Source organism: Pseudomonas sp. Marseille-QA0332, assembly GCF_054950175.1.
Genome location: NZ_CM143106.1, coordinates 3813810 through 3826594, shown reverse-complemented (window position 1 = coordinate 3826594; position 12785 = coordinate 3813810). Strand labels below are relative to the sequence as shown.

Below are 12785 nucleotides of genomic sequence, written 5' to 3'. Positions count from 1 at the left end.
TGCGGTAGTTCCATGAGCAGACAGGACGCCTACAGCCAGGCGGGCAAGACCGCCGTACTGCAGAATATCCAGGGCACCATGCAGTTCCTGCAGCGCTTTCCCCCGTTCAACCAGATGCAGCAGGCACACCTGGCCTACCTGGTCGAGCAGTGCCAGCTGCGTTTCCATGCCGCCGGCGAAAGCATTCTCAAGCCATCGGACGGGCCGGTCGAACACTTCTACATCGTCAAGCAAGGCCGGGTGATAGGCGAGCGCCAGCAGATGACCCGAGCAGGGATGGAAACCACCTTCGAAATCACCACCGGCGAGTGTTTTCCGCTAGCCGCGCTGCTCGGCGAGCGCGCCACGCGCACCGAGCACCTGGCCGCCGAGGATACGTTCTGCCTGCAGCTGGACAAGACGGCGTTCATCAAGCTGTTCTCGCTGTCGGACGTATTCCGCGATTTCGCCCTGCGTGGCGTCAGCAGTTTGCTCGACCAGATCAACCAGCAGGTCCGGCGACGCGCGGTCGAGACCCTTGGCACCCAATACTCGCTCAATGCGCCCCTGGGTGAGCTGGCCATGCGCCATCCCATCACCTGCACACCGGCGACCCCGCTGCGCGACGCCGTGCGCGCCATGCACGAACAGCAGGTCGGCAGCATCGTGATCGTCGATCCGCAGCGCTTCCCCATTGGCATCTTCACCCTGCGCGACCTGCGCGAAGTGATCGCCGAACCGAGTGCGCAACTGGATGCTCCGGTCGGCCAGTACATGACCGCATCGCCGTTCTACCTGGCCCCTTCGGCGACCGCCTTCGACGCTGCCATGGCCATGACCGAGCGGCACATCGCCCATGTCTGCCTGGTGGAAAATCAGCGACTGTGCGGGGTGGTTTCCGAGCGTGACCTGTTTTCCCTGCAGCGGGTCGACCTGGTGCACCTGGCACGCACGATCCGCCATGCGCCACGGCTCGATACGCTGGTGGCGCTGCGCGGCGAGATCGGCCTGCTGGTCGAGCGCATGCTGGCCCATGGGGCTTCTTCGACTCAGATTACCCAGATCATCACCTTGCTCAACGATCACACGGTCTGCCGAGTCATCGAACTGGTCCTGGCCGAACGCGGCGATCCGGGCATCGCCTTCAGCTGGCTGTGCTTCGGCAGTGAAGGACGGCGCGAACAGACCCTGCACACCGACCAGGACAACGGCATTCTTTTCGAGGCCCAGGACGCGGCCGAGGCCGAGGCCATCCGCGCGCGCCTGCTGCCACTGGCGCAGTCCATCAACCAGTGCCTGGCGCAATGCGGCTTCCGGCTATGCGAGGGCAACGTGATGGCAGGCAACCCGCAACTGTGCCTGTCGCGCGCGGAATGGGCCCAGCGCTTCGCCGGGTTCATCCGCCAAGCCACGCCGGAAAACCTGCTCGGTTCGAGCATCTACTTCGACCTGCGCGTGGTCTGGGGCCAGGAATCGGCTTGCGAAGGTCTACGCCAGGCCATGCTCTACCAGGTCGCAGATAACCGCCTGTTCCAACGCATGATGGCCGAGAACGCCCTGCGCCAGCGCCCGCCGGTAGGACGCTGGCGCGAGTTCGTGCTGACGCGCCAGGGCAACGACCGCACCGCGACGCTGGACCTGAAGGTCCAGGGCCTGACGCCGTTCGTCGACGGTGCGCGCCTGCTGGCGCTGGCCAACGACATCGGTGCGAGCAACACCTTGGAGCGCCTGCGCCAACTGGTGGCCAAGGGAGTACTGGAGCCGCTCGATGGCGCCGCCTATGAGGAGGCCTACCACTTCATCCAGCAGACACGCATGCAGCAGCACCAGCGCCAGAGTCGAGAGAATCAGCCTTATTCCAACCGGCTCGACCCCGACAGCCTCAACCATCTGGATCGACGCATCCTGCGCGAGTCCCTGCGTCAGGCACAACGCCTGCAAGCCAGCCTGGCGCTGCGGTACCAGCTATGAGCCTGCTCGACTGGCTGCGGCCTGCCGCGCCCAACCTGGATGCGCACTTGCGCCAGCGCCTCGAACGCTTGCCTGCGCCGCGACCGCTCGGGGTCGAAAGCCTGCGCGAACAGCGCTGGGTGGTGCTGGACCTGGAAACCAGCGGCCTGAATCTCAGCCGCGACGTGGTGCTGTCCATCGGCGCGGTGGTGATCGAAGATGGCGCCATCGATCTTGGGCAGCAGTTCGAACGGACCTTGCTCCGTCCTGGCCGCAAGACCACTTCCAGCGTGCTGATCCATGGCCTGGGCCCAGGTGCCCTGGCAGCCGGCTGCGACCCACGCGAAGCCCTGCTCGAGTTGCTGGAGTTCATCGGCGCCAGCCCGGTGCTGGCCTTCCACGCGCCATTCGACCAGCACATGCTGGCCAAGGCGCTGAAGGAGAGCCTTGGCTATCGCCTGCGTCATCCGTTTCTGGACGTGGCCGAACTGGCGCCGATGCTCAACCCCGACACGCTCTTGCGCGAACCGGGCCTGGACGACTGGATCGCCCGGTTCGGCCTGGAGGTCCATGAGCGTCATCATGCCAGCGCCGATGCGCAGGTCACCGCAGAACTGGCCTTGATCCTGCTCAGCCAGGCCCGTCGGCAACAGCTCGACAGCCCCCTGCAACTGGAACAGCGACTGCGCCAGTGGCGACGACGCAACCTGCACAGGCATGGCCTTTAGGCAGTAGATAACTGTTGCCCGGGCATAGCGCTGCTCGACAGCATGGCATGTTCTCATCACCCGGGACATGAACCATGACGCCACTGCAAAGCCTCGAAGCGCTCGACCTACAAGCGACCACGCTGTTGGAACTGCCAGCCGGCATCGAACAGTCGCTGGATCTGCATGTGCAACAGGTGCTCTCCAGGCCCGAGCTGAAAGCGGCCGATCTGCTGCTCGATGGCCAGAGCCTGCTGACAAGGGTCGGCCAGCGCCTGGCTGGCGAGCAGCCTTTCACCGCGCCTGCCGCTGGCCAGGTAGCGCGGGAACGGATCAGCCTGCCGGCCGGCTTCGCCCAAGCCATCGAAAGATTTTGCCAGCAGGCGAGGCAGACCTATCATCGCCGTTTCGTCGACTACTGGCTGGAGCGCGACAGCCGTGGCCTGACCCGACGCTCGCGCCTGGTCGTGCTGCGGCGCGAGCAGCTGGATGCGGAAATCCGCCTGCGCCTGTTCGACCAGACGCTGGAGCAGGCGGAGGCCGAACTGCTGCGCATTTGCATCGAACGTGGCCGGCCCTGGCAGCGGCAACACCTGCCGAGCGACGCGCGACCCCAGGTGTACCGACCCTTGCTCGACGGCAGCGACCCCAGCTGGCGCTTGTACCTGCCTGGTTCGCTGGTGCTGGTGGAGCGGGGCCCCGAAGGGCGTATGGTCGAGCCCGGGGAACCGGTCGGCAAGGCCCTGCTGTGCAGCCTTGCCCATGGTATCGAAGCCTTCGCCAGCCTTGCCGACTTGCATCTGGAACTCTGCGAACGCCTGGAGGACCCGCTCCAGAGTCGCCCGCTGGTCGAATTGCTGGTCGACCCGCAAGCCCAGCGCCGAGCCTGCCAGGCCGAACGCCTGCGCTACGACTGGTATACCGATGACTTCGTGCACGCCCAGGTCGATGCGGTGCGCAACGCCCATCGTCACAGGCTCGCGCTAGCCTGGCAGCAAGCCTGGAACAGCGGCCTGCAAGCGGATATCCCGGCCTTCGATGCGGCCCTGCAGGCGCAGCTCCAGCTCGACCAGGTGTTTTCCAGCAAAGGCGCGCTGGCGACTCGCTATGCACTGCTGCTGGAAAAACACCTCCCTGCCTGGCTGCGCAACGCGTCCCAGCAAGCCTTGAGCCATATCATGCAAACGTTGCAGGAACTGGTCGTCGCCATCGAGCAGGCCGCGGCGCCTGGAATTCCTACACTCGAAGAGTTTCACCAGCGTAACCGCCTGCTGGACTGGACCCGCCAACGTCTGCAAGCGCGCCTGCTCCATGCCACGGGCCTGGAGCTCGACGTACGACAGCTGCGCCTTAGCGTCACCATGGCCAGGCAGGTCGGTCCGGTCTTCAATCCCCTGATGCCGAGCAGCTACATACCGATAGCCAATCGGCCCCAGGTCGGCGACACCATCGAACTGGTCCCGGTCACCTACAAGCTCGAGGAACTGGCCCTGCTGAACATCGCCTGGTTCGATACCGACTACTGGCTGACGGCCCGGCTACATCGCGCCGACGGCCGCCCGGCTCCTGCGGGGCTCGATGCAGCACTGGTCAAGCGCCTGATCCGCGAGCTCAATGCCGGCAACAGTTATCCGGCCTTCCTGCGCTGGCACCTGCTCGAGTCCGCCAACGGCAAATGGCGGCAATGGGCCCATGGCCGGATCAATCGCGCACGCATGCGCAGCGAAGCGGCAAAGGCCCTGCATGCCGGCCATTATCTGGAGACTTGGCCAGGGCAAGGCTATGCCTGGACCCGCAGCGTGCTCGACTACCCGGACAATGCGCACCGACCATTGGTCGAAGGACGACGGATCGTCGTCAGCCAGCTACTGGTCGATGGCCACACCCTCCAAGGTGTACTGCTGGTCAGCTCCCTGGATTCGAGCCCCTACTTCCTGCTCTACGCGGCAAATGCGCCAGACAGCCGTCCCTGGCGCCATTACCGCAACCCCAGGCATCTGCTGCGCGCCTTGCGCGAAAGCGTCGAATTGCGCCGCTACGTCAAGGAGCGCCTGCCGCTGCTACCCGAACAGCAGGTCGAAAGGCTGCTGACCAGAGGGCGCCTGGCCGCACACCTGCAACGCCCCTTGATCGCAGGCAATCTGTTCGATGCCTGCTACCTGGCACAGGTTCAGGCGTTGCGGGAAAAGGTCGATGCCAGTAGCAATACGAGCCTGGAACTGCTTGGCGAAACGGCCCTGCAGACGTTCTGGATACTGCTGGACCTGGTCAGCGTGTGGCTGCCGCAACGCACCCTGGCCGCTCTGGCGTTCGGCAGGGCGGCTGTCGCCACGCTCGACAGCCTCGAGGAGCTGCAAGAGGATGATCGCCTGGGCGCGCTTTCCCAAGCCATCGAGGCTCTGGCCCATGCCGCCGATGGCGTCGGTACCATCGCCGGCTCGGCGATCACTCGCAAGGCCATACGCCATATGCCGCCCAACCCGCCGGGTTCGCTGCCCAATCATTACCAGGTGGCTCCGGAAGTCGGCAAGCTGCGCTATCGCCTGGGTGGTCTTCATGGCGAGGGCGTCTACGAGATGCCGTCGCCGTACCAGGGGCTCTCCCACTACTACATCAAGGACAACGCCGAACGTTTCTACCAGGTCCGCTTCGACGGACGTCGCTGGCGAGCGGTCGATCCCCAGCAACCGGACGCCTACTTGCAGGTACCGATCAAGCGCCGCGCCGATGGCAACTGGATCGTCGACTCGCCGGTGCTGTGGTACGACGGTCTGCCGGACCTCGCCCAACTGCTCGACGACTGTGCACTGACCGAACCGGCAAGCGGCACGCCATCAGCCGATGGCAACGGGCTTTACCGCTACGCCAACCAGCTGTACCTGCAAGCCGGCAAACGTCGGGTAGGCTTGCGCAAGCACCTGCTAGCAAACCACTATCACTTGTTGATACCCGCGCAACGCCCCGATGCGACAGTCGCCTGGGCCGTCTTGCGCTGGCAGGAGCGTGAATGGCGGATACGCGTGCGCCAGGCCGGACGCAGCAGCGACTGGCTGGCGCTGCCTGAAGACTATCAGCCCAACCTTGGCAACAGCTGATCCAGGCGCTGGTGCAGGACGCTCTCACTCGGCCAGTTGCGCAGCAGGCGTGCCCGGTCGCGGGCATAGGCCGGTGCGAAGCTGAGCTGAGTGCCGTGCTGGCTCATCGCGTCGAGATCTATCAGCGACCATTGGTCCTCCTGCCAGAACAGGTTGTGACCCTTGAAGTCGCCATGGCTGATGCGCTCGTGGATCAGCCGCTCCATCAGCCGGACCAGCGCCTGCAACTGCTGCTCGGGTACCTCGCCGCTGTCGAGGTATGGCGCGAAGCTTTCGATCAGATCCGGCCCGTCGGCGTGCTCGGTCACCAGGTAGGCGCGACCACGCAAGCCGACGACCCGCTGCTCGAGCACGGCCAGCGGCCTGGGCGTGGCGATTCCGAGAAACGCCAGGCGGTGCCCCTCGATCCACGAGTGCCAGGCCCGGCTCGGACGCCAGAAGCGCTTGAGCCAGTGCGCGGCGTCCTTGATGTTGTAGCGCTTGATCACCAACCGGCGACCGGCGACTTCGACGCAGGCGACACTGGCCGCGCCACCCGTCTTGTATAGATGGCCCTGCTCGATCAGCTCGTCGGCCTGCTCCAGGACTGGCAGCATTGCCTGCGCCTCGCCGCGCACGATCGCGCGCAGGCCGGACAGGCCACGTTCGACGCTGAATAGCGTGCAATCGCGTCCGGCCTTGTCGAGATAGTCCTTCAGGCGCCAGGTACGTACCTTGTCCACCTGCTTCTGCAAGGCCTCCATGGGTAGCGCATGCTCGGCGTTGGCCAGCAGGTAATGCACCAGCAGCTCCTCGATGAACGGCTCCAGAGGCTTGGGCAGCTGGGCGAAGAAGACCCCGAGGTTTTCCAGCACGCGCTGACGGGAAAGCGGCTGGCCAGGCGTCTCGGCCCTAATGCCCGCGCCATCGATGAGGTAAAGCTGGTCGCCTTGGCGGAGCAGGTTGTCCAGGTGCAGGTCCTCCTGCCAGAGGCCCTTGGCATGCAAGTGCGCGACGGCCTCCAGGGCTTGGCCGAGCACTTGCTGCTGTGCTTCGGCCAGAGGTGGCAGCGACTCGACTTCGGCCCAGGCGGCGCCCAGGCTCTGGGCATTCTCCAGGTATTCGAACAGCAGCCAGCCGCCCTCGCCTTCCACCAGGCCATCGGCGAGCAACCTCGGCGTGGTCAGGCCCTGGGTAGCCAGCAGGCGTACCCCGTCGAGCTCGCGCTGGAAGTGGCGCGCGGCGCTGCTGCCCACCAACAGCTTGGCCAGCACCGGGGTCCCGCGCCAGATCCCCGCGCCGACATAACGCTGCCCCGGCAGTACACGCAGCAGGTTGAGCAGTTGCAAGTCGGCGCTGCCAGCGGCATCGGCCAGGGTCAGCGACAACGGCACGTCGGGATTGCGCCCGGCGTTCTTCAGATCAGGCAGACGCATCAGCGAGCCTCCTTGTCACGGCGCCGGCTCGCCAGGCGTTGCTGCCAGGTCTCGACCAGCGCACTGTCTGCCGGCTGCCCGAGATAGGCAGCCAGCAACGTACGGACATCCGCGGCCTGCCAGGCCGGAGCCCGACGCAGCAGCGGTTCCAGGTCCTTCAAGCGGTCGCGCATGCCGAACAGCAGCGGCCGGGTCTTTTCCAGGTCGATCAGCTGCGCCTGCCAACCATCGCTGCGCGCACGCAGGAAGATGTGCTTGGGGTAGAAACAGCCGTGCAGCTGGCCGGCTGCGTGCAAGGTCCTGGCCAGGCCACCACAGGCCTGGACGATCCCCTGGCGGCGCACGGGATCGAGCTGGGGCCAGCGTTCGAGCAGGCTGTCCAGGTCGTTCCAGTCGTCCAGCGCGCGGGTCATGAGGATGGCCCGGTGCTCTCCCCTGGCCTTGCGTTCGCCGTAGAACACTGCCTGCAAGGCGGGTATGCGCAGCTTCTGGTAACGGCTGATGTTGCGGAACTCGCGTGCCAGGGTCGGCTCGCCGAGCGGCCGGTGCAGGGTCCGGGTCAGGTAGTTGGCTTGCCGCTTGAGGTAGTAGCCCTTGCCCTCCAGCTCCAGTCGATAGACGCTGCTCCAGCCCCCGCGGCCGGTGTTGGGCTCGTCGACGGCGTCGAGCTGCAGCGCCCAGAGCGCTTCGAAATCGTCCAGGCCATGGCGTTGCAGCAAGGCCATTTCGGCGTTGGCCAGGTAATCGGTCATTCCCGTCCCTCGAAGAAACCCACCACCCGACGCACGCGGCGCTTGTCCGCTGCATTGAGCCGCTCGTGCCCACGATACTGCAGGTAGAAGCGAAGGCGCTGGGTCGCGGAAAGATGGTATTTGGCCACCTTGTCCAGGCAGGCCAGGTCCTTGATGACCCGATGGCGCAGCATGAAACCGCGCCAGAAATCGCCGGTCGGACAGTCGATGAAGTAGATCGTCGCCTGGTCGTCGACCAGCAGGTTGCGCCACTTCAGGTCGTTGTGGGTGAAATGATGTTTGTGCATGGTCCGGGTATGCCGTGCCAGCTGGCGGCTGACATGGTCTACCCAGGCGCGGTCGAGCAGCCGCGGGTCGTGGCGCTCGGCCAGGACCGACAAATCCTCGGTACCTGGCAATTCCCGGGTGACCATCGCTCCGCGACCGAATGCCAGGCCCTTGCGCTCCAGGCCCCAGGCGATCACTTCGGCGGTGGGAATGCCCCACTTGGCGAACTGCTTGAGGTTCTGCCACTCGGCCTTGATCCGTGGCCGGCCCAGGTAGCGGCGCAGCCCCTTGCCGGCGCCGGTGTAGCGCTTGACGTAGTAGTGGACCCCGTCTCGCTGGACGCGGATCACCTCGCTCAGCGGGTCGCGGGTCAGGTGCTCGCCGCGCAGAGCGAATACCGCGTCGATGCTGCCAAAGTCGGCCGCCAGGGCCTGGTAGCCCGGCGCCAGTGTCCAACCTGCCATCAGAGCGCGTCTCCATAGCGTTGCTTGCGCGCATAGAGTTTGCGTGCTTTGCCCTCCAGTGCGGCGAGCAGGGGCGCCTCGTCGGCCAGGACCTGGCGCAGCGGGCGCTGGAAGTAGCCGCGCAGGAAGCGCAACTTGTCGCGCCGCGTGAGCCCGATGTCCAGGGCGGAGAAGTACAGCGCTGCCAGGTCCTTGTCGCGCCAGCGCCGGGTGATGGCCGGCCGGGTCTGGGCGCGATGCAGGTCGATCAGCGACAGCTTCAGGTCATTGGCGGTCACTGGACGGTCGGTGTGCAGCAGGAAGTGGCAGATGTAGCAGTCGCGGTGGTTGACGCCAGCGCGGTGCATGGTCCCGGTCATTCTGGCCACTTCGTCGATCAATGCCCGCTTGAGGCGTGGCTGGGGCGGCTGGCGCAGCCAGTCGAGACTGAAGTCCTCGAGGCTGATGGTCGGCGCCAGTTCTTCGGTCACGATGAACGAATGCTGTGTCGCCGGGTTGCTGCCGCGCTCGCCATAGGCCACGGCGGTCATGGTCGGCACGCCTGCCTGGTGCAGGCGCTCGATGGCACGCCACTCCTGGCCGGCGCCAAGCACCGGCAGCTTGGCGCTGAACAGGTTCTTGAAGATTTCGCCCCAGCCGATGCCGCGGTGGATCTTGACGAAGTAGCCCTTGCCGGCGACTTCGGTACGCAGCGTGCGCCGCCCTTCCAGCTCGCGGTACACCTGGCCCTGCAGGCTCTCGACGGATTCGAAAGGGTCACGCCCGGCCCACAGGCGCTTGAACGGTTCGGCCAGTTTCAGTTTCATGAGGGCTCCTGGCCGACGATCACGTCGGCGGCACGCTGGGGCATGCTGTAGAGATCGGCCACCTCGGCGAAGGCCAGACCGTTGCGCGACCACATGGCACGGGCCTGGTCGTCCTCGAGCATGCGCCGCAGGCAAGCGTCGAGCTGCGACTGTTCGAACGGATCGTCCAGCACCAGGCCGCTGTCGGCCTCGGCGATGTAATGGGCGTAACCGCACACCTTCGATACCAGCACCGGCAGCCCGGCGACCAGCGCCTCGAGCAGCACGGTTCCGGTGTTTTCGTTGTAGGCCGGATGGATCAACAGGTCGGCGCCGAGCAAAAAGCGCGGGATGTCGCTGCGACCCTTGAGGAACTGCACATGCTCGCCGAGACCGAGGCCAGCGCTCTGCAACTGGAACACCTTGGGATCGTCCTGGCCGATCACCATCAGCCGGGTACGCTTGCGCAATGCCGGCGGCAGGGCGGCCAGGGCCTTGAGGCTGCGGTCGACGCCCTTGGTCTTGAAGCCGGAACCGATCTGCACCACCAGCAGGTCATCTTCGCCCAGGCCGAACTCCCGACGGAACCCGTCACGCACGCAGTCGGCATTGGCCGGGCGTCGACGGTCCGGGGAGATGCCCGGCGGCAACAGGTGGAAGCGTTCCAGGGGCGTGGCGTAGTGCTTGATGAACAGCGGTTGCTGCACCTCGGAAATCATCAGTATCTCGGTCCCGGCATCCGCGGCGAACACGGCCCGCTCGTAGTCGGCGAAGTGCCGATAGCGGCCCCAGCGGCGATACAAGCCACCGCGCAGGGTCTGGGCCTTGTCCTCGAAGCAGCCGTCGGCGGCGTAGTAGACGTCCAGCCCTGGCATCTTGTTGAAGCCGATCAGCCGGTCGACCGGTCGTCGGGCAAGGTCGGCGGCCATCCAGGCACTGAGCTTCTCGTTGCGCCGGTGGTTGAACAGTGCTTTGACCGGAGCGATGAGCACCTCGAAGCCCGGCGGCACCTCGCCTTCCCAGATCAGCGTATAGACACGGATCTGATGGCCGCGCTGCTGGCACTCCAGGGCGATGCGCATGAAATCGCGCTGCAGGCCGCCAAATGGAAAATACTTGTAGAGCACGAAAGCCAGTTGCATCAACGAACATCCTCAGCCAGCAGCAGCGCGCCCAGGCGGCTCGCCACACGCTCGGGGTCCAGGCGAGTGAAGCACAGCGGCCACTCGCGCTCGACATCGAACCGGCGCACGTCTTCGGCGCTCGGCTTGTAGGTGCATTTTCTCTGCATGCATGGGGCGCAGGGCCAGTCGCTGGCCAGGTGGACCTGGGCACGTCCGTAGGCACCCGTCAGCCCGGGGTTGGTCGGCCCGAACAACGACAGGGTCGGCACATCCAGCGCGGCGGCCAGGTGGCCCAGGCCAGTATCGACCGCCACGCAAGCCTTGGCCCCCGCCAGCACCCGGGCGACACCGGCAAGGTTCAGCTTCGGCAGCACCTGGCAGTGCTTCAGCCCCTGGGCGATGCGCTCGGCGCGCGCCTGCTCGGCCGGGCTGCCCCACGGCAGGCAGACCTGCAGGCCCATCCGTGCCAGGCGCTCGGCCAGTGCGCGCCAATAGACTTCGGGCCAATGCTTGGTCGCCCAGGTCGTGCCATGCAGCAACACCACGTAGGGGGCGGTCGGCGCCAGTTGCAGCCGCCCCAGGTCCAGGCCATACCGGCCCAGCCCCTCCGGCAGGTCATAGGCCAAGGCCATGGCGAACAGCTGGCGCACCCGCTCGACCGCATGCTGGCCGAGGGCGACCGACAGCCGACGGTCGTAGAAACGGCTGGCCCAGCCCTCGCGCGCCGAATAACGATCCAGCCCGGCCACCGGGGCCTTGACGTAGCGGGTCAGCCAGGCCGACTTGAGCAGCCCCTGGGCATCGATGACCAGGTCATAGTCGACCTCGCGCAAGCGCTTCTTGAATCGTTGCCATTCACCACTGCGCCAGGCCTGCCAGGGATGCTTGCGCCAACGCCGGATGTTCACCGGGATGACCCGGTCGACCGCCGGATGCCAGGCGGGAATCTCGGCAAAGCCTTCTTCCACGACCCAGTCGAAGCGGATACCGGGCAGCGCATGGGCGGCATCGGTCAGCGCCGGCAAGGTATGGATGACGTCCCCAAGCGATGAGGTCTTGATGATCAATACCCGCACTTAGTCGACCTCGGCCAGCACATCGATCAGCTCCGGGCCTTCCAGCCGCCGCAAGGCAGCGATGACCGCCTCGGGTTCGAGCAGGCGCAGGCAGTTGTAGTGGCCGAAGCGGCAAGTGCGGTCGAAGCACGGACTGCATTCGATCCCTAGGCGTACCACCTCGACCTGCTGGGCCAAGGGCGGGGTGAAGCCTGGCGAGGTCGAGCCGTAGACCGCGACCAGTGGCCGGTCGAGCGCGGCAGCCACATGCATCAGACCCGAATCGTTGGACACCACGGCAGCAGCGCAGGACAGCAGGTCGATGGCTTCGGCCAGGGACGTTTCGCCGGACAGGTTGATGGATTCTTCGCGAAAACCGGGAATGAGCCGGTCACGGATCGACTCGCCTACCGGCTGGTCCTTCTTCGAGCCGAACAGCCAGACCTGCCAGCCCTGGCGGATCGAGGCCTCGGCGACCTGAGCATAGTGCTCGGCCGGCCAGCGCTTGGATTCGCCGAATTCCGCACCAGGGCACAGAGCCAGCACGGGCCGATCCAGAACCAGGCCGAACTTGCCCAGTGCCGCCTCGCGACTCGCCGGCTCGATGCGCAGCCGGGGGCGCGGATAGGGCTGGACCAGCTCGGTACCCGGCTCGTAGGCCAGCGCCATAAAGCGCTCGATCATCAGCGGGTAGCGCGCCTTGTCCAGCTTGCGCACATCGTTGAGCAGCCCATAGCGCATTTCACCGCGCCAGCCGGTACGCTTGGGAATACCGGCGAAGAACGGCACCATGGCCGACTTCAGCGAATTGGGTAGCACGATCGCCTGGTCGTACTGCCCCGCCAGGGACTTGCCGATGCGCCGGCGCGTGGCAAGCTCCAGCGCGCCGTGGCCGAGCGGAAAGCTCAAGGCCTGACGCACTTGCGGCATGCGCTCGAGGATCGGCCGGCTCCATTCGGGCGCCAGCACGTCGATGACGCACTCGGGTTGACGCTGTTTCAGGCAATGGAACAGGGTTTGCGCCATTACCATGTCGCCCACCCAGCTGGGGCCGATGATCAGAATTCTCATGCTATTTCCAGTAAAGCTGGGGAAAGCTTGCGGACCTTGCGCGAACGTTGGAAGACGAGCGGGCATGGCTGCCCGCCCGGGAGGCTCGTGGGTGCCCATCGACGCTTTCGGCCCGCACCTG

Annotated in this window: 10 protein-coding genes; 3 read left to right on the top strand and 7 right to left on the bottom strand. The window is 65.9% G+C overall.

The features are described from left to right. Window positions 1-12: 12 nt before the first annotated feature. From ACY8GK_RS17650 to ACY8GK_RS17640, 3 genes are all read left to right on the top strand, one after another. Window positions 13-1950 (top strand): putative nucleotidyltransferase substrate binding domain-containing protein, encoded by a 1938-nt coding sequence (locus ACY8GK_RS17650; protein ID WP_462401728.1) that lies wholly within the window; start codon window positions 13-15, stop codon window positions 1948-1950. Next, window positions 1947-2657: a 3'-5' exonuclease gene (locus ACY8GK_RS17645; protein WP_196179336.1), complete on the top strand. Its 711-nt coding sequence runs from the start codon at window positions 1947-1949 to the stop codon at window positions 2655-2657. The genes ACY8GK_RS17650 and ACY8GK_RS17645 overlap by 4 nt, the downstream gene beginning before the upstream one ends. A 74-nt stretch (window positions 2658-2731) precedes the next feature. Further along, entirely contained in the window at window positions 2732-5731 is a 3000-nt protein-coding gene (locus ACY8GK_RS17640; RefSeq protein ID WP_462401727.1) for a dermonecrotic toxin domain-containing protein, read from the top strand. Here ACY8GK_RS17640 and ACY8GK_RS17635 read toward each other — a convergent pair. Genes ACY8GK_RS17635 through waaF form a run of 7 tightly spaced genes read right to left on the bottom strand, consistent with a single transcriptional unit; the run spans window position 5707 to window position 12664 of the window. Next, window positions 5707-7146 (bottom strand): lipopolysaccharide kinase InaA family protein, encoded by a 1440-nt coding sequence (locus ACY8GK_RS17635; RefSeq protein ID WP_462401726.1) that lies wholly within the window; start codon window positions 7144-7146, stop codon window positions 5707-5709. The genes ACY8GK_RS17640 and ACY8GK_RS17635 overlap by 25 nt on opposite strands. Further along, window positions 7146-7898 carry a lipopolysaccharide kinase InaA family protein gene (locus ACY8GK_RS17630; RefSeq protein ID WP_196179342.1) on the bottom strand — a complete coding sequence of 251 codons (753 nt, stop codon included), beginning with the start codon at window positions 7896-7898 and terminating at the stop codon, window positions 7146-7148. Before ACY8GK_RS17630 ends, ACY8GK_RS17635 begins: the two co-directional genes overlap by 1 nt. Then, entirely contained in the window at window positions 7895-8629 is a 735-nt protein-coding gene (locus ACY8GK_RS17625) for a lipopolysaccharide kinase InaA family protein (protein WP_196179344.1), read from the bottom strand. The genes ACY8GK_RS17630 and ACY8GK_RS17625 overlap by 4 nt, the downstream gene beginning before the upstream one ends. Then, the gene (gene rfaP / locus ACY8GK_RS17620) at window positions 8629-9435 is read right to left on the bottom strand and encodes a lipopolysaccharide core heptose(I) kinase RfaP (RefSeq protein WP_462401725.1); all 807 of its coding nucleotides are present in this window, start codon (window positions 9433-9435) and stop codon (window positions 8629-8631) included. The genes ACY8GK_RS17625 and rfaP overlap by 1 nt, the downstream gene beginning before the upstream one ends. Further along, a complete protein-coding gene (locus ACY8GK_RS17615) occupies window positions 9432-10556 on the bottom strand; it encodes a glycosyltransferase family 4 protein (RefSeq protein WP_196179348.1) in 1125 nt (374 codons plus the stop codon). Before ACY8GK_RS17615 ends, rfaP begins: the two co-directional genes overlap by 4 nt. Beyond that, entirely contained in the window at window positions 10556-11614 is a 1059-nt protein-coding gene (gene waaC, locus ACY8GK_RS17610) for a lipopolysaccharide heptosyltransferase I (RefSeq protein WP_196179350.1), read from the bottom strand. The genes ACY8GK_RS17615 and waaC overlap by 1 nt, the downstream gene beginning before the upstream one ends. After that, a complete protein-coding gene (waaF, locus tag ACY8GK_RS17605; RefSeq protein WP_196179352.1) occupies window positions 11615-12664 on the bottom strand; it encodes a lipopolysaccharide heptosyltransferase II in 1050 nt (349 codons plus the stop codon). Window positions 12665-12785: the final 121 nt, after the last annotated feature.

Coding starts and splice junctions, on each gene's coding strand:
- ACY8GK_RS17640 (WP_462401727.1), top strand. CDS start 2,732: ATGACGCCACTGCAAAGCCTCGAAGCGCTCGACCTACAAGCGACCACG.
- ACY8GK_RS17615 (WP_196179348.1), bottom strand. CDS start 10,556: ATGCAACTGGCTTTCGTGCTCTACAAGTATTTTCCATTTGGCGGCCTG.
- ACY8GK_RS17650 (WP_462401728.1), top strand. CDS start 13: ATGAGCAGACAGGACGCCTACAGCCAGGCGGGCAAGACCGCCGTACTG.
- waaF (WP_196179352.1), bottom strand. CDS start 12,664: ATGAGAATTCTGATCATCGGCCCCAGCTGGGTGGGCGACATGGTAATG.
- ACY8GK_RS17625 (WP_196179344.1), bottom strand. CDS start 8,629: ATGGCAGGTTGGACACTGGCGCCGGGCTACCAGGCCCTGGCGGCCGAC.
- rfaP (WP_462401725.1), bottom strand. CDS start 9,435: ATGAAACTGAAACTGGCCGAACCGTTCAAGCGCCTGTGGGCCGGGCGT.
- ACY8GK_RS17630 (WP_196179342.1), bottom strand. CDS start 7,898: ATGACCGATTACCTGGCCAACGCCGAAATGGCCTTGCTGCAACGCCAT.
- ACY8GK_RS17635 (WP_462401726.1), bottom strand. CDS start 7,146: ATGCGTCTGCCTGATCTGAAGAACGCCGGGCGCAATCCCGACGTGCCG.
- ACY8GK_RS17645 (WP_196179336.1), top strand. CDS start 1,947: ATGAGCCTGCTCGACTGGCTGCGGCCTGCCGCGCCCAACCTGGATGCG.